This is a genomic window from Azospirillum sp. CT11-132 (assembly GCF_047302835.1).
In the GTDB taxonomy this organism is placed as follows: Bacteria; Pseudomonadota; Alphaproteobacteria; order Azospirillales; family Azospirillaceae; genus Azospirillum.
Genome location: NZ_JBGLZA010000009.1, coordinates 88814 through 110191, shown reverse-complemented (window position 1 = coordinate 110191; position 21378 = coordinate 88814). Strand labels below are relative to the sequence as shown.

14 protein-coding genes are annotated in these 21378 nt (G+C 68.8%); 12 read left to right on the top strand and 2 right to left on the bottom strand.

All coding sequences use genetic code 11. The features are described from left to right. Positions 1–78: 78 nt before the first annotated feature. The 12 genes from ACCD06_RS32180 (at position 79) to ACCD06_RS32125 (ending at position 17032) form a co-directional block, all read left to right on the top strand. Positions 79–615: a class I SAM-dependent methyltransferase gene (locus ACCD06_RS32180; protein ID WP_413346364.1), complete on the top strand. Its 537-nt coding sequence runs from the start codon at positions 79–81 to the stop codon at positions 613–615. 135 nt (positions 616–750) lie between these two features. Beyond that, positions 751–3897 (top strand): ABC transporter transmembrane domain-containing protein, encoded by a 3147-nt coding sequence (locus tag ACCD06_RS32175; RefSeq protein ID WP_413346362.1) that lies wholly within the window; start codon positions 751–753, stop codon positions 3895–3897. A gap of 261 nt (positions 3898–4158) precedes the next feature. Further along, complete coding sequence (locus ACCD06_RS32170) at positions 4159–5907, top strand: dipeptide ABC transporter ATP-binding protein (RefSeq protein ID WP_413346360.1); 1749 nt, start codon at positions 4159–4161, stop codon at positions 5905–5907. 336 nt (positions 5908–6243) lie between these two features. Beyond that, entirely contained in the window at positions 6244–8064 is a 1821-nt protein-coding gene (locus ACCD06_RS32165) for an ABC transporter substrate-binding protein (RefSeq protein ID WP_413346358.1), read from the top strand. A 6-nt stretch (positions 8065–8070) separates the two neighbouring features. Then, positions 8071–9102, top strand: a complete 1032-nt coding sequence (locus tag ACCD06_RS32160) for an ABC transporter permease (RefSeq protein WP_109076164.1) — start codon at positions 8071–8073, stop codon at positions 9100–9102. Between the two features lie 56 nt (positions 9103–9158). Further along, complete coding sequence (locus ACCD06_RS32155) at positions 9159–10331, top strand: ABC transporter permease (protein ID WP_413346356.1); 1173 nt, start codon at positions 9159–9161, stop codon at positions 10329–10331. A 268-nt stretch (positions 10332–10599) separates the two neighbouring features. After that, positions 10600–11913, top strand: a complete 1314-nt coding sequence (locus ACCD06_RS32150) for a glycosyltransferase family protein (protein ID WP_413346354.1) — start codon at positions 10600–10602, stop codon at positions 11911–11913. Next, positions 11910–13214: a glycosyltransferase family 4 protein gene (locus ACCD06_RS32145; RefSeq protein WP_413346351.1), complete on the top strand. Its 1305-nt coding sequence runs from the start codon at positions 11910–11912 to the stop codon at positions 13212–13214. Before ACCD06_RS32150 ends, ACCD06_RS32145 begins: the two co-directional genes overlap by 4 nt. After that, positions 13211–14305, top strand: coding sequence for a glycosyltransferase family 4 protein (locus ACCD06_RS32140; RefSeq protein ID WP_413346349.1), 1095 nt, complete (start codon positions 13211–13213; stop codon positions 14303–14305). The genes ACCD06_RS32145 and ACCD06_RS32140 overlap by 4 nt, the downstream gene beginning before the upstream one ends. Further along, positions 14302–15057 (top strand): histidine phosphatase family protein, encoded by a 756-nt coding sequence (locus ACCD06_RS32135; protein ID WP_109076170.1) that lies wholly within the window; start codon positions 14302–14304, stop codon positions 15055–15057. The genes ACCD06_RS32140 and ACCD06_RS32135 overlap by 4 nt, the downstream gene beginning before the upstream one ends. Beyond that, a complete protein-coding gene (locus ACCD06_RS32130; RefSeq protein ID WP_109076171.1) occupies positions 15054–16199 on the top strand; it encodes a glycosyltransferase family protein in 1146 nt (381 codons plus the stop codon). Before ACCD06_RS32135 ends, ACCD06_RS32130 begins: the two co-directional genes overlap by 4 nt. Further along, entirely contained in the window at positions 16196–17032 is an 837-nt protein-coding gene (locus tag ACCD06_RS32125; protein WP_247871476.1) for a polysaccharide deacetylase family protein, read from the top strand. Before ACCD06_RS32130 ends, ACCD06_RS32125 begins: the two co-directional genes overlap by 4 nt. Positions 17033–17079: 47 nt before the next feature. Here ACCD06_RS32125 and ACCD06_RS32120 read toward each other — a convergent pair whose 3' ends face one another. Both ACCD06_RS32120 and ACCD06_RS32115 read right to left on the bottom strand, forming a co-directional pair. Then, complete coding sequence (locus ACCD06_RS32120) at positions 17080–17772, bottom strand: hypothetical protein (RefSeq protein ID WP_413346346.1); 693 nt, start codon at positions 17770–17772, stop codon at positions 17080–17082. A gap of 351 nt (positions 17773–18123) precedes the next feature. Continuing rightward, on the bottom strand, positions 18124–20523 hold the full coding sequence (locus tag ACCD06_RS32115) for a cellulase family glycosylhydrolase (RefSeq protein ID WP_413346344.1): 2400 nt from the start codon (positions 20521–20523) through the stop codon (positions 18124–18126). Positions 20524–21378 lie beyond the last annotated feature (855 nt).

Below are 21378 nucleotides of genomic sequence, written 5' to 3'. Positions count from 1 at the left end.
CAATTTGTCTCGACGGCGCGCACGCAGCCTTTCAAACTGCGTCGTGCCGTTCGGGCGCTTGGCAAGGGGAGGGGGCCGATGGCGGCCGATGTTGGTATTGGTGCGATCGGGAATGCCGTAGAAAGCCGGTCGCTGCTCGACCGGATGATCGACCGGATGACGGTGCAGCGCGACGCGCTGGCCTGGGCGCAGCGCGCGGTCGCCGGGCGCGACGGCATGGTGCTGGAGGTGGGCTTGGGCAAGGGCCGCACCTTCGACCATCTGCGCCACCTGTTCCCGCCGCGCGACATCCTGGTCTTCGACATGTGGGTGCGCGTGCCGCCGGAGCTGACGCCGGACGAGGACCGCCTGTTCGTCGGCGATTTCCAGGAAACCATGCCGGCCGCCGCCGAGCGTTTCGGCCGCTGCGCCCGGCTGGCCCATGCCGATTTCGGCAGCACCGACCGCAACCATGACGCCAAACAGGCGGCGTGGCTGGCGCCGCTGATCGACGCGCTGATGCTGCCCGGCGGCGTCGTGCTGTCCGACCGTCCGCTGGAGCGCCCCAACTGGACCCCGCTGCCCCTGCCGCCCGACGATCGCTGGAGCTACTACGCCTGGAAGGTGGAAAGCTGAGCGGGCGGTAATGGAGAAAGCGGCAGCGGAAAAAGCACCGATGGAAAATGGCCCGGCCCACGCCAATCTTCCGTCCTTCATCCCCCCGCGCGTGACCCCTGCGGCCCTGACCGGCCGTGACGCTGAAGGCCATTGATGGACCGCAACATATTTCAGTTCATTTGGAAGCACAGTGGACGCCAGCAGATCCTGCTCGCCCTGTTGACGGTTGCGTCCTTCCCGGTGCTCTACGCCTCGCTTGAACTGCCGAAGATCATCATCAACCGGGCCTTGTCCGATCCCCAGCCGGTGCGCGAGATCCTCGGCGTGTCCATGGGGCCGGTGACCTACCTGCTGGTGCTGTGCTTCACCTTCCTGGCGCTGGTGCTGGCCAACGGCGCCTTCAAGATGCGGATCAACACCTTCAAGGGCGTGGTCGGCGAACGGCAGGTGCGGCGCCTGCGCTTCATGCTGCTGGACCGCATGCTGCGCTTCCCGCTGCCGCATTTCTCAAAGGTCAGCCAGGGAGAGCTGATCTCCACCATCTCGGCGGAAACCGAACCGCTGGCCGGCTTCATCGGCGATTCCTTCGCCCAGCCGCTCTACCAGGGCGGCACGATGCTCACCATCCTGCTGTTCCTGTTCATCCAGCAGCCGACCATCGGCCTCGTCTCGGTCGCGCTGATCCCGGTGCAGGCCTACATCATCCCCAAGCTTCAGATGAAGGTGAAGCTGCTGGGCAAGGAGCGGGTGCGCAAGGTCCGCCAGCTGTCCGAACGCATCGGCGAAAGCGTGGAGAACGTCCGCGAGGTCCGCGTCAACGGCACCGTCCGCTACGTGATGGCGGAATTCTCCCAATATCTCGGCAGCATCTACTGGATCAGGCTGGAGATCTACAAGCGCAAGTATTTCGTCAAGTTCCTGAACAACTTCATCAACCAGATCACCCCCTTCTTCCTGTTCTCCATCGGCGGTTATCTGGTTCTGCACGGGAACATGTCCATCGGCGCGCTGGTGGCGGCACTCTCCGCCTTCAAGGACCTGACCGCCCCCTGGAAGGAGCTGCTCGACTATTACCAGAACATGATCGACGCCCAGATCAAGTACGAGCAGATCGCCGACCAGTTCTCGCCTCCCTTCCTGTTCGAGTGGACACCGCCGACGCCCGCCACGCCCCCCGACCTCAAGGCTCCCTTGCGGCTGGAGGCGGTGACCTGGGCCAACGAATATGGCGACCGCATGCTGCAGCGCCTGTCGCTGGAGGTGCCGCCGGGCTCGCTGGTCGGCATAGCCGGCACCAACGCGCTGGCGCTGCGCCGTCTGGCCGAGGTGCTAGTGCGGCTGTCGCCGCCGACCTCCGGCCGCATCACCATCGGCGACCAGTCGCTGGACGCCATTCCGCTGGAGCTGCTGGGCCGCCGCATGGCCTATGCCAGCCCGGAACCGCGCATGTTCACCGGCAGCATGATGCAGAACATCACCTACGGGCTGCGCCACCGCCCGCCGGCCGACGATCCGGACAGCATGTCGCCCGCCCGCCGGCGCGAGATCGTGGAGGCCGAGGCGTCGGGCAACTCCACCGACAGCATGGAGGGGATCTGGACCGACTTCGCCATGATCGGCGCCACCGACTGGACCAGCCTGCGTCCCTGGTTCATGCAGTGTCTGGCGGCGACCGGCGGCGAGACCGCCGTCTACCAGCGCGGCTTGCGCGAGGTGTTCGACCCCGACGACTATCCCTTCGTCGCCCAGCCGCTGCTGCGCGCCCGCCACTGGCTGCGCGACGCCATCACCGAACGCGGGATGGACAAGCTGCTGGCCCGGTTCGAACGCGACTGCTTCAACCCCTACGCCAGCCTTGCCGAGAACATGCTGTTCGGCCTGCCCGACGGCAAGCGGCTGACGGTCGCCCGCATGGTCTGCAACCCGACCGTCCGCGAGTTGATGGAAACATACGGGCTGTGGGACTCCGCCGTCCGCATCGGCCGCCGTTTCGCCCTGCGGGTGGTCGGCGTCTACCGCGACAGCGCCGACGGCGACGTCATGATCATGCGCTACCCGCACATCGACGACGCCCTGTTCGAAGAGCTGGTGGAGGCGGTCACCCGGCTGAAGCGCCGCTCCGAACGGCCGCAGCGCCGCCATCAGGAGGCGGACACCCTGCTGTTCGCCACCATGTTCCTGATGATCGTGCCCAAGCGCGACGGCATGGACTTCGTGCCCCCGGCGGAGCGCGAGGCGATCCTGGCGATCCGCCGCAGCCTGCTGAACGAGATGCCGTACGAGCTGCGCGACAAGGTCGCCGTCTTCGATCCCGACCTCTACCACCCGCGCCTGAACGTGATGGACAACCTTCTGTTCGGCCGCATCACGACGGAGGATCCGCGCGCCATCACCCAGCTGCGGGCCTTGGTGGACGAGGCGCTGGAGCGGACCGACGCGCGCGCCTTCGTGCTGATCCTGGTGGCGCTGGGCGAGGTCGGCATCGGCGGCTCGCTGCTGCCGATCAGCGTGCGCCAGCGGGTGCAGCTGATCCGCGGCCTGATGAAGAAGCCCGACATCTTCGTGATCTATCAGGCGCTCAACAGCTACGATCCGGAGGAACGGCTGCGCATCTTCCTCGCCATGAAGGAGTTGCTGCCGACCATGACGCTGATCGTGCTGGAGGAGCGGATTTCCGACAACCCGGCCTTCGACGCGCTCTACGACCTGGAGGACGGCCGGCTGGTCCGGCGCGGCCAGAATGGCGCCGACCATGACGAGGACACCATGCCGGGCGAGGCGGAGGAGACCGACGAGCCGGCCCTGCGCCTGCTGTCGCGCTCCCCCGTCTTCTCCGACCTGCCGGAAACGGTGCTGCGCCGCCTGCTGACGGCGTCGGAATGGCGCACGGTGGCGGCCGGCGATTTCATCTACCGCAGCGGCGAACCGTCGGAATTCACCTTCGTCCTTGCGGAAGGGGAGGCGGAGCTGGTGCGGCTGATGCCCGACAACCAGCCGCCGCTGCACATCGCCTACATCAAGCCGCCCGAGGTGATCGGCGATCTGGAGCTGCTGGCCGGCGTGCGGCGTTTCTCCACCATCCGCGCCCGCACCGACCTGCGCCTGCTGCGGCTGGACGGGGCGAACATGCTGCGGCTGCTGTCGTCGGTGCCGGATTTGCCGCTGCGGGTGATCCAGCAGGTCGGCAAGCGCCTGACCAGCGAAGCGCCGGCCGTCCCGCCTCCGCCTCCGGCCCAGGCCCCGGCCCCTGCATCGGCTGCCGAAACCACGGCCGACAGCCAATCCGCAACACAAGCTTGATGGAATGAACGCCATGGGGCAGGGACGCCAAGCATCCCCTCTCCCCCCCGGGGAGAGGGTTAGGGTGAGGGGGGCGCACAGCGAGGATTCTCGGGATAGCCACGCCACGCATCCCCCTCACCCCGACCCTCTCCCCGCTTTCGGCGGACCTCCGGTCCGCCTGTCGCGTCAGCGCAAACGAAGTTTGCGCGAGAGCGGGGGGGAGAGGGGGTATGGCTCCGGATTGGAATTGCCTTCGAAAATAGGCGGGAGAGCGCCAAGATGCTGACTGTCGAGGGCCTGACGATCCGCTTCCGCAACGCCCCCCGTCCGGTGGTCGACGGCGTCGGCTTCTCCATCGGCGCCGGCCAGAGCGTCGCGCTGGTCGGCGAGTCCGGATCGGGCAAGACGCTGACCTGCCGCAGCATCCTCGGCATCCTGCCGCGCGGGGCGACGGTCACCGGCGGCTCGATCCTGTTCGGCCAGGGTGCCGAGGCGGTCGATCTGCTGCGCCTGCCGGCATCCCGCCTGCGCGACATCCGCGGCAGCCGCATCTCGATGATCTTCCAGGAACCGATGAGCGCGCTGTCGCCGCTCCACACCATCGGCGACCAGACGATCGAGGTGCTGAGGCTGCACGGCAACTGCAACCGGGCCGGCGCGCGGGAACGCTGCCTCGCCATGTTCGAGCGGGTGGGCTTCCCCGATCCGGTGCGCGCCTTCCGCTCCTATCCGTTCCAGCTGTCGGGCGGCCTGCGCCAGCGCGCGATGATCGCCATGGCGATGGTCGCCCGCCCGCAACTGCTGATCGCCGACGAGCCGACCACCGCGCTCGACGTCACCCTGCAGGCCCAGGTGCTGGCCCTCATCAAGGAGCTGCAGGGCGAGACCGGCATGGCGGTTCTGCTGGTCACCCACGATCTGGGGGTGGTCGCCAACATGGCCGACGCCGTGGTGGTGATGCGCGCCGGCCGGGTCATGGAATCGGGGGCTTGCGCCGACGTTCTCGGCCGGCCGCTGCACGGCTACACCCGCAAGCTGATGGCCGCCGCCCCCTCCATCCCCGCGATGACCTGCGCGCCGCCGGGCGAGGACGTGCGCGATGCCATCCTGGAATTCCACGGCGTCGCCAAGACCTACGAGCGCGGCAACCTGCGCATCCGCGCGCTGGACGGCGTCGACCTGTCGGTCGGCCGCGGCGAGACGCTGGCCATCGTCGGCGAGTCAGGATCAGGCAAGACGACGCTGGCGCGGCTGGCCATGCTGGCGGAGCGGCCGGATCCCGGTGGCCGCCTGCTGTTCCGCGCCTCCGCCGGGCAACCGCCGCTCGACCTCCTTTCCGCCACCGGGCCGGAGCTGACCGCCTACCGCCGCCGTGCCCAGATGGTTTTCCAGGATCCCTATGCCTCCCTCAGTCCCCGCATGAGCGTCGGCGAGATCATCGCGGAGCCGCTGGCGATCCACGGCGTCTGCGGGCGCGGCGAGGGGCGGGAGCGGGTGCGGGCGCTGATGGCGCAGGTCGGCCTCGACCCCGCCTGGGCCAACCGCTATCCCCACGCCTTCTCCGGCGGCCAGCGCCAGCGCATCGGCATCGCCCGCGCCCTGGCGCTCGACCCGCAACTGCTGATCTGCGACGAGCCGACCTCGGCACTCGACGTGTCGGTGCAGGCGCAGGTGCTCGACCTGCTGGAATCGATCAAGCAGCGGTTGGGCCTCAGCCTGATGTTCATCTCGCACGATCTGGCAGTGGTGGCGCGGCTGGCCGACCGTGTCGCGGTGATGCGCGCCGGCCGGGTGATGGAGGAGGCGCCGCCGGCCCTGCTGTTCTCCGCCCCGCTGCACCCCTACACCCGCGCGCTGATCGCCGCCTCGCCGGAACCGGACGTCGACCGTCCGATCGACATCGCCACCGTGGCCTTGGGCGCCGGCCGCCCCGACCTGTGGCCCGAACCCTTCCGCCCCACCCCCGACGGCGCGCCCCTTCCGCTGGTGGAAGCCGCGCCCGGGCATTTCGTGAGGAGGGCGGCATGAGGACGCTCTTTCGCCCCGCCGCTCTGAATCACCCTCTCCCCCCCGGGGAGAGGGAAGGGGCCCACCGCTCTGCGGTGGGAAGGGTGAGGGGGACGCGTGGCGTGATGCTTGCGAAAATCCTGCAACGCATCCCCCTCACCCTGACCCTCTCCCCGCTTTCGGCGGACCTATGGTCCGCCTGTCGCGTCAGCGCAAACTTCGTTTGCGCGAGAGCGGGGGAGAGGGAAGTGGAGTGCGGTAGTCGCAATCCTCCTCCTCGCCACCCCCGCCGCCGCCTTCACCCCGCAGGAGCCGGCCCTTCTCCGCGACGAGGTCGTCTACGGCCTGATCCCCCCCGTGCGCCAGCGCATGCCGGAGGAGCCGCTGATCGTCGATCTGGAGGCGAAGGGCCGCGACCTCGGCCGCTCCGGCGGCTGGATCCGCACCTTCATCACCCAGCGGCGCAACAGCCGCATCGCCGTGCTCTACGGCTATGCCCGGCTGGTCGGCTACAATGCCAAGCGGGAGATCGTGCCCGACATCCTGAAGGACGTGACGGTCCATGACGGCCGCGACTTCACCCTGACCCTGCGCGCCGGCCACCGCTGGTCCGACGGCGCCCCCTTCACCAGCGACGACATCCGCTATTGGTGGGAGGACATCGCCAACAACCCGATGCTGTCGCCGTCCGGCCCGCCGCGCTTCATGCTGGTGGACGGCAAGCCGCCGGAGGTCAGCTTCCCCGACGCGGTCACTGCCCGCTTCCGCTGGGAGGAGCCGAACCCCTATTTCCTCCCGGCGCTGGCCGCCGCCCGGCCGCCCTTCATCTACCGCCCGGCCCATTACCTGAAGCGCTTCCATGCCCGCTACACCAGCGAGGCCGACCTCGCCCCGCTGATCGCCAAATACAAGGTCCGCAACTGGGCGGCCCTGCACAACGCCCGCGACGACATGTTCCGGATGGAGAACCCGGACGAGCCGACGCTGCAGCCCTGGATGGCGATCTCCAAGGGCACCGGCACCCATCTGCTGTTCCAGCGCAACCCCTATTACCACCGCTTCGACGCGCGCGGCATGCAGTTGCCCTACACCGACGGGCTGGACGTGACGGTGATGGCCGGCGGCCTGATCCCCGCCCAGGTCGCCACCGGCAAGGCCGACCTGCAGGCCGAAGGGCTGACCTTCTCCCAGGTCCCGGTTCTGGTGGCGGGGGAGCAGGCCGGCGACTACCGCACCCTGCTGTGGCCGGAGGGCAAGGCGGCGGAGATCGCGCTCTATCCCAACCTGAACTACAACGATCCGGTCTGGCGCGCCGTGCTGCGCGACGTCCGGTTCCGCCGCGCCCTGTCGATGGGCATCGACCGCCGCATCATCAACCGCTCGCTCTTCTTCGGGCTGGCGGAGGAAAGCGGCGTCGACGTGCTGCCGCGCAGCCCGCTCTACAAGCCGGAGCGCACCGGGGTGTGGACCGGCTACGACCCGCGCCAAGCGGCGGCCCTGCTGGACGAAATGGGGCTGAAGCGCCCGCGCGGCGCCGCCTACCGCCAGCTTCCCGACGGCCGGCCGCTGGAGGTGATCGTCGAGACCGCCGGCGAGAAGCCGGAGGTGGCCGACGCGCTGCAGATCATCGCCGAGACCTGGCGCGACATCGGCATCCGGCTGCTGGTGCGCACGGTGGACCGCGACGTCCTGCGCAACCGGGTCTATGCCGGCCAGACGATGATGGCGGTTTGGGGCGGCTGGGACAACGGCGTTCCGACCCCCGACAGCAGTCCGGAGGAGCTGGCGCCGATGACCCAGGAGAATTTCAGCTGGCCGAAATGGGGGCAGTATTACCAGACCTCCGGCAGCGCCGGCGAACCCATCGACATGCCGATCCCGCAGGAGCTGATGGAACTCGCACGGCGCTGGCGCCACACCACCGACGAGACGGAACGGCGCGCCCTGTGGTCGGCGCTGCTCGACATCCATGCCGACCAGCTCTACGCCATCGGCGTGGTGTCGAAGACGCCGCAGCCCATCGCCGTCTCCAACCGCCTGCGCAACGTCCCGGACAAGGGGCTGTGGCTGTGGGATCCCGGCGCCTATCTCGGCGTCTACCGCCCCGACGAGTTCTATTTCGCCGACGCCCGCCCGGCCGATCCGGAGCCGGCCGGCAGCCACCGCGGGGGGGAGTGACCGCCCATGCTGCGCTTCATCCTGCACCGGCTGCTGGTGATGGTGCCGACACTGCTCGTGGTGTCGATGCTGATCTTCATCGTCATCAACCTCCCCCCCGGCGACTACCTGTCCAACCAGATCGCCGAACTGCGCGCCACCGGCCAGGAGGCCGGTCTGGCGAAGGCGGAGTTCCTGCGCCACGAATATGCGCTCGACCGCCCGCTGGCGGAGCAGTATCTGGTCTGGATCGGCGTCTGGCCGGGGCCGAACGGCTTCCACGGCCTGCTGCAGGGCGATCTCGGCTGGTCGTTCGAGTTCAACAAGCCGGTCGTCGAGGTGGTGGGGGAGACGCTGTGGTTCACCGTCATCCTCAACCTCGCCGCCGTGCTGTTCGTCTATCTGGTGTCCTTCCCGCTGGGGGCGCTGGCGGCGATCCGCGCCAACAGCTGGGTCGATTACCTCGCCGCCGCCATCGGCTATATCGGGCTGGCGACGCCCAACTTCCTGCTGGCGCTGATCCTGCTCTATTACGGCCAGAAATGGCTGGGGCTTCCCATCGGCGGGCTGGTCGACGCCCGCTATGAGGATCAGGCGCTCAGCTGGGCCAAGATCGGCTCGGTGCTGGAACACCTGATCGTGCCGACCATCGTCATCGGCCTGTCCGGCACCGCCGCCATGGTGCGGCGCCTGCGCGCCAACCTGCTGGACGAGCTGGGCAAGCCCTATGTCGTCACCGCCAAGGCCAAGGGCGTGCCGCCGCTGCGCCGGCTGACCCGCTATCCGCTGCGCATGGCGCTGAACCCCTTCGTCTCCGACATCGGCTCGCTGCTGCCGTCGCTGGTGTCGGGATCGGTGCTGATCTCCGTCGTGCTCAGCCTGCCCACCATCGGCCCGGCCCTGCTGGAGGCGCTGCGGGCGCAGGACATCTTCCTGTCCGGCTTCATCCTGATGTTCATCTCGCTGCTGGTGCTGGTCGGCATGCTGGTCTCCGACATCGCGCTCGCCCTGCTCGATCCCCGCATCCGCCTGGGCAAGGCGAGGAAGGCCCAGTCATGAAAGACAAGGCCATGAAAGGCGGGGCCATGAAAGGCGGGGCCATGAAGGATGGGACCATGAAGGACGGGGCCACGGGCGGCGGCTGGGAACATTACGTCGACAGCCGGCCCTATCCCGATCCGGAGTCGCCGGACGCCCCGGCCACCCGTTTCGATCCGGGTGCCTCCACCGGGCGGCTGATGCTGCGCCGCTTCCTGCGCCACCGGCTGGCGGTGCTGGGGGCCCTGTTCCTCGGCCTTTCCTATCTCAGCCTGCCCTTCGTCGACTTCCTGGTGCCCTACGGCGCCAACGAGCGCGACGTGGAACATCTCTACGCCCCGCCGCAGGGCATCCACCTGTTCCACGAGGGCACCTTCATCGGCCCCTTCGTCTACCCGACCGTCGGCCATCCCGACCTGAAGGACTATCGCTGGCGCTACGAGACCGACACCAGCCGGCCGATGCCGCTGGAGTTCCTCTGCCCCGGCGTTCCCTACCGCTTCCTCGGGCTGGTGGAGTTGCGGACGCGGCTGGTCTGCCCGCCGCCGGACGCCTCGCTGCATCTGCTCGGCACCGACCGGCTGGGCCGCGACATGCTCTCCCGCCTCGCCATCGGGGCGCAACTGTCGCTGACCGTCGGGCTGCTCGGCATCGCCGTGTCCTTCGCCATCGGCATCACGCTGGGCGGCATGGCCGGCTATTTCGGCGGCTGGATCGACGCCGGGGTGCAGCGCCTGTCGGAAATCCTGAAATCCCTGCCGGAGCTGCCGCTGTGGCTGGCTCTGTCCGCCGCGGTGCCGGCGCAATGGAGCCCGGTGACGGTGTTCCTCTGCATCTCCGTCATCCTCGGCCTGCTCGACTGGCCGTCGCTGGCCCGCGCCGTGCGCTCCCGTTTCCTGGCGCTCCGCGAGGAGGATTTCGTCATGGCGGCGGAGCTGATGGGCGCCAGCCCGGCCCGCATCATCCGCCGCCATCTGCTGCCCAACTTCGCCAGCCACCTGCTCGCCAGCGCCACCCTGTCGATCCCGGCGATGATCCTGGGCGAAACCGCACTGTCCTTCTTAGGGCTGGGCCTGCGCCCGCCGGCGACCAGTTGGGGGGTAATGCTGAACGACGCCCAGAACCTTATGGCGGTGGAAACCTATCCTTGGGTGTCATTGCCGATGCTGCCGGTGATCCTGGTAGTCTTGTCCTTCAACTTCTTCGGCGACGGCCTGCGCGACGCCCTGGATCCCTATCATGGCGACTGACCCCTCGAAACGGCCGGCTCCCCGAAGCGTGAGCTTGGCTATAACTCATATATCACAGCGCATAGCTGGGTTGCCGCCTCCTGGCCGGAAGGCGGGTTGATGCGCGGCCCGATCCATGTGAGGGGTTCTATCCAGGCTGGAGCGCTGCTGCCGGTCCCTGGACCAGTCGCGCAACCACCGGGACCGAGCCGGTCCTCAGACGAGCACAGTGAATTGTTCTGCAACGGCTTTTCGGTTCCGACGCAGTGCTGAAGCGGAGTGTCCGAGCATGCACCAGCCCCTGGCCCCCCTTCGCTCCATCCATCCCGACCGCACCCCGCCGCGCATCCTGCTCTACAGCCACGACACCTTCGGGCTGGGCCATTTGCGGCGGTCGCGGACGATTGCCCAAGCGCTGGTGTCGGCCTTTCCCGATGCCTCGGCACTGATCCTCACCGGCTCGCCGGTCGCCGGCCGCTTCGATTTTCCGGAGCGGGTCGACCATGTGCGCCTGCCCGGCGTGGTGAAGCTGCCGGACGGCGGCTACACCGCCCGCAACCTCGGCCTGCCGATCGAGGAGACCGCCGCCATCCGGGCGGAGATCATCCGCGCCACCGCCCGCGCCTTCCGCCCGACGCTGGCCATCGTCGACAAGGAGCCGACCGGCCTGCACGGCGAATTCCTGCCGGCGCTGGAGGAGATGCGGGCGACCGGCAACACCCGCGTGGTGCTGGGCCTGCGCGACGTGCTGGATGCGCCCGAAGCCCTGCAGCCGGAATGGGAGCGCAAGGAGGCGGTCGCCGCCATCGAGCGCTATTACGACCAGCTCTGGATCTACGGCCTGCCGGAGGTCTACCGCCCGCTCGACGGTCTCGACCTGCCGGCGGAGATCGCGGCGCGGGTGCGTTACACCGGCTATCTGAAGCGCGAGCCGACCGAGGGCGGCGGTGCCGTCCAGGCCGCGGACCTGCCCATGGCGGCGCCTTATGTGCTGGTGACGCCCGGCGGCGGCGGCGACGGCGCGGCCCTGGTCGACTGGACCATCGCCGCCTATGAAGCCGATCCGGACCTCACCCCCCGCGCCCTGATCGTCTACGGCCCCTTCCTGGAGGATGCCCGCCGCCAGGAGTTCGCCACCCGCATCCGCCGGCTGAAGGGCAGGGTGGAGACGATCAACTTCCATTCCCGCATGGAGGACCTCTATGCCGGGGCCATCGGCGTGGTGGCGATGGGCGGCTACAACACCTTCTGCGAGATCCTGTCCTTCGACAAGCCGTCGGTCCTGGCCCCGCGCACCCGCCCGCGCCTGGAACAGCGCATCCGTGCCGAGGCGGCGGAGGCCCTGGGCCTGCTGCGCACGCTGGACAGCGACCGCGACGGCACCGACCCGCTGGCGATGGCCGCCGCCATCCGCGCCCTGTCGAGCCAGCCGCCGCCCTCGGCCAGCCCGCTGCCCGGCCTGCTCGGCGGGCTGGACCGCATCGTCGGCCTGACCCGCGAGGTGCTGGAGGCGGACTCGGTGATCGCCCGCGCCACCCCCGTCACCCCGATCCGCCGGGCGGCGGAGCGGATGTCCCGCGCGATGGCGGGCAAGCGCGCATGACGCCTGGATTGGGGAAGGACGGCCACCCGCCGTCCGGCGTGCCGACCCGTTCGCCGTTTTCGCCGTTGAAGATCGCCGTCGTGGTGAAGGGCTATCCCCGCCTGTCGGAAACCTTCATCGCGCAGGAGCTTCTGGCCCTGCAGCAGCGCGGCATCGAACTGGCGATCTGGTCGTTGCGCCACCCCACCGACAGCCGCCGCCATGCCCTGCACGACCGCATCACCGCACCCGTCCATTACCTGCCGGAATATCTGCGCGACGAGCCGGGCCGCGTCCTGCGCGCTCTCGGCCGCCTGATCCTCCGCCACCCGGCCGGTCTGCTCCGCACGGCGGTGGGCTGGCTGCGCGACCTCAGCCGCGACCGCACCGCCAACCGGGGCCGCCGCTTCGGCCAAGCCCTGGTTCTCGCGGCGGAGCTGCCGGCCGACGTGCCCTTCCTCTACACCCATTTCCTCCACACCCCGGCGTCGGTCGGGCGCTATGCCGCCGCGATCCGCGGCATCGGCTGGGGCTTTTCCGCCCATGCCAAGGACATCTGGACGACGCCGGAGTGGGAGAAGCGCGAGAAGCTGGCCGACGCCCGCTTCGGCGCCACCTGCACCGCCGTCGGCGCCGCCCATCTGCGCGGCCTCGCCGCCGACCCCGGCCGCATCGACCTCGTCTATCACGGCCTCGACCTCTCCCGCTTCCCCGCCCCGCCGGACCGGGCGGACGCCCCGGCCCGCGACGGCTCCACCCCTACCCTTGCGGTGGAGATCCTGTCGGTCGGCCGGCTGGTGGAGAAGAAGGGCTATGACCGGCTGCTCGACGCGCTGGCGACGCTGCCGGACGGGCTGCACTGGCGGTTGGTCCATATCGGCTCCGGCGATCTGAAGCAGTCCCTGCGCGCCCAGGCCGAGCGGCTCGGCCTGACCGACCGCATCGATTGGCGCGGTGCCCAGGATCAGGCGACGGTGATCCAGGCGCTGCGCCATGCCGACCTGTTCGTTCTGACCAGCGTGGTGGCCGGCGACGGCGACCGCGACGGCCTGCCCAACGTGCTGATGGAGGCGGCGAGCCAGCGCCTCGCCATCCTCTCCACCGCCGTCTCCGCCATCCCCGAATTCATCGCCGACGGCACCCACGGCCTGCTGACCGACGGCACGCCGCCCGCCATCGCCGCCGCGCTGGAACGGCTCGCCACCGACCCGGCGCTCCGCCTGCGGTTGGGGGAGGCCGCCCATGACCGCCTGCGCGCCGAGTTCGGCATGACCGCCGGCATCGACCGCCTCGTCCGCCGCCTGGAGGAGGCCGCGGCGTGACCGCCTCCCGCATCGCCTTCTATGCCCCGCTGAAACCGGTCGACCACCCCATCCCCTCCGGCGACCGCCAGATGGCGCGGCTGATTTTGCGCGCGCTGCAGTCCACCGGACCGGTGGAGGTGGCGAGCGGCCTGCGCGTCTATGACGGCACCGGCGACCCCGCCGCGCAGGCCCGCCTGACCGCCGCCGCCGCCGCCGAGTGCGACCGCCTGTTGTCGCTCTACGCCGCCGAACCGGCGCGGCGCCCGGCGCTGTGGCTCAGCTACCATGTCTATTACAAGGCGCCCGACCTGATCGGCCCGGCCGTCGCCCGCGCCCTCGGCATCCCCTATGTCGTGGTAGAGGCGACCCGCGCCCGCAAGCGCCTGACCGGCCCCTGGTCCGCCTTCGCCGCCGCCGCCGAGTCCGCCATCGAGCAGGCCGCCCTCGTCCTCTGCGTCAGCGCCCGGGACCGTCATGCGGTGGAGGCCTATGGCCCGCCCAGCCAGCAGGTGGCGATGCTGCCACCATTTCTCGACCTCCCCCCTGCCGTCGAACGCCCTGGACCGGCCTCTCCGCCCCGGCTTTTGACCGTCGCCATGATGCGCCCTGGCGACAAGCTGGCCTCCTACCGCCTGCTCGCCGACTCTCTGTCCCGTCTTGCTGTCCCGCCCTGGACGCTCGACATCGTCGGCGACGGCTCGGCGGCGGCGGAGGTCTCGGCCCTCTTCGCCCCCTTCGGCCAGCGCGTGCGTCTCCTCGGCGCCCGCCCGCCCGCCGACCTCGCCGCCCATTACCGCGCCGCCGACCTGCTGGTCTGGCCCGGCCTGAACGAGGCCTTCGGCATGGTCTATCTGGAGGCCCAGGCCCACGGCGTGCCTGTGCTCGCCATCGACAATGCCGGCACCGGAACCGTCATCCGCGACGGCATCGGCGGCCGGCTGACCGGCCCGACCGCGCAGGACTTCGCCGCCGCCCTGTCCTCCCTGCTGGCCGATCCGCCGTCTCTGCACGCGCTCGGCCACCGCGCCCGCGCCCATGTCGAGGCCCACCACGCCCTGCCGGCGGCGGCGGAGCGTCTGCGCGGCCTGCTGACCGGACTGATGTCATGATCCGCCTCGCATTCCTGCGCCACGGCATCACCGCCTGGAACCGCGAGGGCCGCATCCAGGGCCGCACCGACATCCCGCTCGACCCGCAGGGCCGCGACCGCCTCGCCCGCCTGACCCTGCCGGCGGAGTGGCGCGACGCCACCCTGCACGCCAGCCCCCTCTCACGCGCCATCGAGACCGCCCGCCTCCTCGGCAACGACCGCCCCGTCCACACCGACCTCCGCCTGATCGAGATGGATTGGGGCGCCTGGGAGGGCCGGCACGGCCACGACCTCCGCGCCGACCCCGCCAGCGGCTACCGCGACCTCGAACACTGGGGCTGGGACTTCCGCCCCCCGGGCGGCGAAAGCCCCGCCGACGTGCGGGATCGGTTGATTGGATGGCTAGACTCCCTCTCCCGCCCCGGGAGAGGGAAGGGGCCCATGCAAAGCATGGGAAGGGTGAGGGGTGATCCAAGGAACCATGCGCTTCCTGATCCTAGCCCCACCCCTCACCCTCCCCACGCCTGCGGCGCGGGTCCCCTCCCTCTCCCGGGGCGGGAGAGGGCGATTGTCCCCGCGGAAACGCATTCCCCCCACCTCGTCGTCACCCACATCGGCGTCATCCGCGTCGCTCTGGCGCTCGCCTGGGGCTGGGACTTCCGCGGCCCGCCGCCGGTTCCGGTCAAGCGCGACCGCCTCTACGCCATGGCGCTCGCCGCCGACGGCACGCTCCACCCTGCCGGCCCACGGGAGGGGCAACGCCTGTCATGAAGCTCATGATCGCCGTCACCCACCTACTCGGCACCGGCCATCTCAGCCGCGCCCTCGCCCTGGCCGAAGCCTTCGCCGCCCGCGGCTGGAGCGTCGATGTGGTCAGCGGCGGCCGTCCCGCCCCCCATCTCGGCAGCAGCGGCGCCACCCTGCACCAGCTGCCGCCGCTGGCGAGCGACGGTGCCGACTTCGCCACCCTGCTGGCCGCTGATGGCCGCCCCGCCGATGCCGCCCTCTTCGCCGTCCGCCAGGCGATGCTGACCGGCCTGCTCGACAGCCTCCGCCCCGACGTTCTCATCACCGAACTCTTCCCCTTCGGCCGCCGCGCTCTCGCCGCCGAGTTCGACGCCCTGCTGGAGCGTGCCCGCGCCCTGCCGCACCCGCCGCTGACCCTGGCATCGATCCGCGACATCCTGGCCCCGCCCTCCAAACCGAAGCGCGTCGCCGAGACCGAAGACCGCCTTCTCCGCTTCTACGACGGCGTTCTGGTCCATTCCGACCCCACCCTGATCCCGCTGGAGGACAGCTGGCCGCTGACCCCGGCGATGCGCCCGCTGCTGCGCTACACCGGCTTCGTCGTCCCGCCGCCGCCCGTCCCCGACGACGGCACCGACGGCAATGCTGAGATCCTGGTCACCGCCGGCGGCGGCCCGGTCGGCCGCCCGGTCTTCGAGGCCGCGGCCCGCTGTGCGGCATCCTGGGCCCTGCCGCAGCGCTGGCGCCTGCTGGTGGCGAAGGGCGACGCGGCGCTGGCCGACCGGCTGCGCGCCATGGCCCCGGCCGACCGCCTGCTGGTGGAGCCGGTGCGCCCCGACTTCCGCGCCCTGCTGGGCCGGGCATCCGCCGCCGTCGGCCGCTGCGGCTACAACACCGCGCTGGACTGCCTGACCGCCGGCGTCCCCAGCGTCTTCTGCCCCTTCGAGGACGGCAAGGAGGTCGAACAGACCATCCGCGCCGCCATCCTGGCCCGCCAGCCCGGCATCGCCACCCTGCGCGAGGCCGACCTCACGCCCGACAGCCTCGCCCGCGCGTTGACCTCCGTGCTGGGCGCCCGCATCCCACCGCTCAGCCCCGCCTCGCTGGCCGGTGCGGCGCGCAGCGTGGAGATCGTCGAAACCCTGCTGGCGGAGAAGACGTCATGACCAACTGGACCGCGGTGGAAGACGAACTGGCGCGCTGGACCGATCTCGGCCGCCGCTGTTCCCTCTGGCTGCGCGACGACGACGCAATCGCCGCCAGCCCGCAACTCGACCGGCTGCTGCATCGCTGCGCCCAGGCCGGCATCCCGCTCGGCCTCGCCGTCATCCCCGCCGACGCCGAGCCCTCGCTGGCGCAAGCGCTTGCCGGCCAGCCCCACGCGACCCCGCTGGTCCATGGCTGGTCCCACACCGACCACGCCGCCCCCGGCGCCAAGAAGTGCGAGTTCGGCCCGGAACGCCCCGCCGAAATCCGCCATGCCGAGGCCGAACGCGGCCTGTCGGTCCTGCGCGCCCTGTTCGGCGACCGCCTGCTGCCGCTGTTCGTCCCGCCCTGGAACCGCATGGCCGCCGACATGCCGTCCCGCCTGTCCGCCGCCGGCTACCGCGCCGTCTCCGCCTTCGGCCCGGCGCCCGCCAGCCGGGCAGAGGGTGGAGACGGCATAACCTGGATCAACACCCACCTCGACCTGATCGATTGGCACGGCACCCGCTCTGCCGTCCCGTTGGATGGGTTGCTGGACCTCCTCTGCCGCGAACTGCGCGATCGCCGCGAGGGCCGCCAAGAGGGCAGGGGCAACCCCGCCGAGCCCATCGGCCTGCTGACCCACCATCTGGTGCATGACGCGGCGATCTGGGACCTGCTGGACCGCCTGCTCGACCGTCTGGCCGGGCATCCGGCGGTGGAGTGGCCGGCGGTCGAGAGCCTTGGGTGGCCGCCCCCTATCGGAGGGTTTTCGATGGTTGCGGCCCCCTTTGGAAACGCCCCGGAGGGCTAGGCCTTTCCCTCCTGTCAGCCTGTCTACAGACGGGAGGCAGGCGGGGATCACTGTCCCTGCTTGACTGGAACGCCCGCCGCCGCACGGCTTCCCTGATCGTGCCAAGGAAGCGGGCCGGGATCGGGGTACCCCTCCAGATAGGTGATGTCGGCATAGGTCTGATCATGGATCTGCCGGATGACGTCGGTGAACGTCTTCTCGGTCCACTCCTCCGGCGTGCCGACCGCCGCGTAGGCCATCTGACGGCTGATCTCCGCAAGGCCGCCTTCGACCTTGGTGAAGGTTGCATACATGTCGAGGTGATAGCCACCCTTATACGGATAAAGGCACGCCCACAGGTTCAGGGAGTTAGAATTCGACACCTTGCGGATGGCGTTTCCGGTCCAGACGGCCCCGTCGCAATCGGCCATCTTCATCCCGAGCCCCCCGCCGGCAGCCGCAAGCATGCCGAGCCTGGAACCCGCCAGCGGATTGACCACCTTGAACCGGCCGGGCTTCTCCGGGGGTTCCGCCGAGGCAGGGATAGGCATGGCTGTATTGATCGTTCCTGTATTCTGCCCAAGGCCGTCGGTCGCGGCTTTGGCGATCACCTGCCTGCCCGCATTGGTCTTCAGGTCGAAAATTCTGTAATACTCAACCTGTTGCTGCTTGGTAGCCAATGCGTTGTTCGTCCCGCCGCACCCAGACAGGCCCAACGCCCCCAGCACGACCGTCGCCAGCGCAACCTTCAACCGCCTCATTACTGGTCCTCACATGTGTGGATGTGCAATCCGCTTCCTTGAGTAGGCTTAAAGCCCAGGGCTTTCCCCCGCCGGTCAGATTACCCCCAAAGATGGCACCTGACACAAGTGAAGATACGCATGATGCGTTCTACCACAGTGAAAAATGGCTCCCTGCTCTCCTTTCACCGCAAAGATGGCCGTTCTGGATCAGACAGATCGAGCGCAACGACATACTCGAACACTCATAACAACCGCATAACTTCCGTGCCGAACGCCGTTTCCCCGAAAGTTCTTCCCAAAAACGGAAAAAGCCGGCCCGCGTCAGTGACGACGCGGACCGGCTTGGTAGTGCGTTAGAAAACCTGTCCCTTACGCCGCGTGGTCGGTGATGTAGCCCGTGGCGGTGCCGAGGTTGGCGGTGCCGTGGGTCAGGTGCAGCAGGAAGTTCTCCGTGCCCTCGGTGGCGTTGTCGCCGTTGATGTGGACGGAGACCGTCTTGCTGGTTTCACCCGGCTGGAAGGTCAGGCTGCCGTGGGCGGCGGTGTAGTCGCTGCCGGCCTTGGCGGTGCCGTCCTCGGTCGAGTAGTCGATGGTGGTGGCGGTGGTGACCGCCTTGGCCAGCTGAACGGTGAAGACCGCCTCGTCGCTGCCCGGCACCGAACCGGAGTGGCCGGAGCTGGACGCCAGACCCGCCTTGATGATGTTCATCTTGGTCGGATCGATGGTCTTGTAGTCCTTCTCCAGCAGGCCACCGACGTCGCCCGATTCCGGGGTCCAGGCCCAATAGGTCCAGTTCATGCCCTGCTGGCCGGCCGGCAGGTCGCTCTTGCCGTCCAGGTTCCAGTCGCCGTTCATGTACTTGACGAAGGCGTTGGCCCAGGTCTGCTCGGCCGCGCTGTTCATCTGGCCGCCGAACTCGCCGATCAGGACCGGGGCGATGTTGTTCTTATAGATGAAGCCCCACATGCCGTCATACTGGGCCGGCAGGTTGTTCGGATAGGCCGGGTCGTTCAGCCAGCTGAAGTTGCCGACGCTCTGGCCATAGGCGTGCGGCGAATAGACCAGCTTGTTCGGCACGTCGAATTCGATGGGATGGTTCTTCACGCCGGCCAGCGTGCTGCTCCACTCCGTGCCCTCGACCAGCAGCAGCCAATCCTTGTTGACGGTCTGGATCGAGTTGCCGATGCGCTCGGCCGCCGCGGCCCAGTCGGTGGCCTGGTTGCCGTCGCCCCAGGTGGCGGTGACGCTGGGCTCGTTGTGCAGGTCGGCGCCGATCACCGCGTCGTTGCCGGCATAATGCTTGGCCAGCATCTTCCAGTTCTCGATCACCTTCGATTCCGGGTTGTTGGCGGTGTACCACAGCCCATGCTCGTTGGTGCCGGCGCCGCCGTCGTTGCGGTGGTGGTCGAGGATCACCTTCATGCCGACCTTGCCGGCGTAATCGATGACCTTGTCATAGACCTGCAGGCGGGACAGCCCCTTCAGGTCCGGGTTCTTCGAGTAGTCGATGCCGTTGGTCACGGCCTCGCTGTCGAACATGTCGTCGGCCCAGGTCAGGCGGATGACGTTGAAGCCCAGGCCCTTCATGCTGTCGATGTGGCCCTGGTAGCTGTCGGCCCACAGGCCGGCGGGCACATAGTTGTAGCCCTCGCCGCCGAACCAGTTCACGCCGGTCAGGCGGACGTTGTTGCCGCTTTCATCGACGATCTGGTTGCCGTTGGTGTGCAGGAAGCCGTTGATCGAGCCGCTGCTCTGCACCATGCCCGGATCGGATGTCGTGACGTTGCCGACCTTCAGCGACAGCGAGGCATCGCCCGTCGAACCGCCCGTGGAGCCGCCAGTGGAGCCGCCAGTCGACCCACCCGTGGACCCACCCGTGCTGCTGCCGCCCTTGCCCGCATCGGTGGAGCCGCCGGTCGAGCCGCCCGTGCTGCTGCCGGTGGCCGCGAAATGGCTGGCGTCCAGCTTGGCGGTCAGCGTGGCGTCCCAATAGAGGTCGCTGGTGGCGCCCAGCTCGGCGCCGTCCGCCGTGCGGTGGACCGACATTGCGGCATCGGTGGCCGCCACGGTCTTGCCGTCGACGCCGACGCTGTGGACATACAGGTTGCGGTCGCTGCCGCCGATGACGGCGTCGTTGTCGTACTTCACCTCGACCGCATGGGCGGTGCCCTGCGCCAGATCGGCGGTGAACGTGTAGTCCTTGGCGTCCGGGCTGGTGGCCGTGCCCTCGCCGATCGCCTTGCCGTCGACCAGCACGGTGAAGTGCGCGCCTTCGCCGCCCGCCGCATCGCCGGCGGCGTTCACGGTGATGACGTTCTGCGCGGTGCCGGCGGCCGGGGCCGTGGTGGGGGCGGCCGGAGCGGCGGCCACCGGGGCGGCGTAATGGCCGGCGGGGGTCTTGAAGGTCAGCGCGCCGTCCCACCACATGGCTTCCTGGCCGGCCTGGGTCGGCGCCGGGGCGGCATCGTCATGGCGCTCATAGATGGCGTCGGTCGGCTTCAGCGTGTGGCCGTTCACCTCGATCGACTGAACATAGAGGTCGCGATTGGCAGCGTTCACAGTGTCATTGTCGTAGACGACCTGGACCGTATGCGCGGTGTTCGCCGCAAGGTCGGCGGTGAAGCTGTATGCCTTCGACGAGGTGGCGGCCGCATTGGCCGACCCGACCTCCTGACCATCCACCAGCAGCTTGAAATGCGGCGCGACGCCATCCTGGGACTGGCCGTAGGCGTTGACGACGATCTTGCTCGGCGCGGTGGTCGTGCTCATGACTTCAATCCTATGTCCGTTGTGTTGAAGCCATGCTGGGGCTTGAATGGTTAACGAAACCTTTCCAAGTCCGGTTAACTTTTCTCGAAGCTTGTGGCAAATTTGGCTCAGCCGATCACAGGGTCGTTCAAGGGGGCGGAGTCAGATTGGCAAACTATATCCCATCTTGGTCACAGGTTCTGCGATCCAACACACAGTCTTCTTTTCATCACATCAGTATCCGCTTTGCTTCCACTCACTTTCTCAAGATGATCTCAAAAGACATAGACCAACACCAATCCCACCAAACTCGCTTATGCGCATAATTCTTCCAAAATGTGCCCGAGATTTCACCAGATGATTGCCGATTATATTTATCCATTCGGACACAGGATTGGCAAACATCCGGCACGACGGGCTACAGCGACGGAGGTAATTCCAATTCGAAAATGGCCTTTCGCGTCGGCAAAAAAGTTAACAATCGTGGGCGCGCAACGTCGCTTGACCGCTTCGTTAAGGGATTGCGTTAAAGATTATATTCCTTTCACGCCCAAATCGTTCGACTGGCGATGGTCACCTTCCCCTCCACCCGCCCATCCCCAACCCCGCCGCCGCTGACCTTCCGCTGCGAGACGCGCAGCCCCGCCGCTCCCCCATCCGCACCATCAAGGATCCGCACGGGCAGTTGGAAGAATTCCAATTCCGCCAGTCGCCTTGCTTTCCGGCGGCGATGGCGACACCTTGTTCAGGCACGCGAACAGTCGACGGGCTACCCCAACGGGTGCGCGCTCCGGCCGTTCCATTGCTGACCAGTCACCCCGCCGTCCCTCCAAGGTGGCCGCCGTCCCGTCGGCGCACCGGACGGCCCAGCCAAAG

Bases quoted from the DNA above. Each gene is read 5' to 3' on its own strand.
- ACCD06_RS32175 (WP_413346362.1), top strand. From the start codon at position 751: ATGGACCGCAACATATTTCAGTTCATTTGGAAGCACAGTGGACGCCAG.
- ACCD06_RS32130 (WP_109076171.1), top strand. From the start codon at position 15,054: ATGAAGCTCATGATCGCCGTCACCCACCTACTCGGCACCGGCCATCTC.
- ACCD06_RS32160 (WP_109076164.1), top strand. From the start codon at position 8,071: ATGCTGCGCTTCATCCTGCACCGGCTGCTGGTGATGGTGCCGACACTG.
- ACCD06_RS32120 (WP_413346346.1), bottom strand. From the start codon at position 17,772: ATGAGGCGGTTGAAGGTTGCGCTGGCGACGGTCGTGCTGGGGGCGTTG.
- ACCD06_RS32115 (WP_413346344.1), bottom strand. From the start codon at position 20,523: ATGAGCACGACCACCGCGCCGAGCAAGATCGTCGTCAACGCCTACGGC.
- ACCD06_RS32150 (WP_413346354.1), top strand. From the start codon at position 10,600: ATGCACCAGCCCCTGGCCCCCCTTCGCTCCATCCATCCCGACCGCACC.
- ACCD06_RS32145 (WP_413346351.1), top strand. From the start codon at position 11,910: ATGACGCCTGGATTGGGGAAGGACGGCCACCCGCCGTCCGGCGTGCCG.
- ACCD06_RS32135 (WP_109076170.1), top strand. From the start codon at position 14,302: ATGATCCGCCTCGCATTCCTGCGCCACGGCATCACCGCCTGGAACCGC.
- ACCD06_RS32125 (WP_247871476.1), top strand. From the start codon at position 16,196: ATGACCAACTGGACCGCGGTGGAAGACGAACTGGCGCGCTGGACCGAT.
- ACCD06_RS32180 (WP_413346364.1), top strand. From the start codon at position 79: ATGGCGGCCGATGTTGGTATTGGTGCGATCGGGAATGCCGTAGAAAGC.
- ACCD06_RS32155 (WP_413346356.1), top strand. From the start codon at position 9,159: ATGAAGGACGGGGCCACGGGCGGCGGCTGGGAACATTACGTCGACAGC.
- ACCD06_RS32170 (WP_413346360.1), top strand. From the start codon at position 4,159: ATGCTGACTGTCGAGGGCCTGACGATCCGCTTCCGCAACGCCCCCCGT.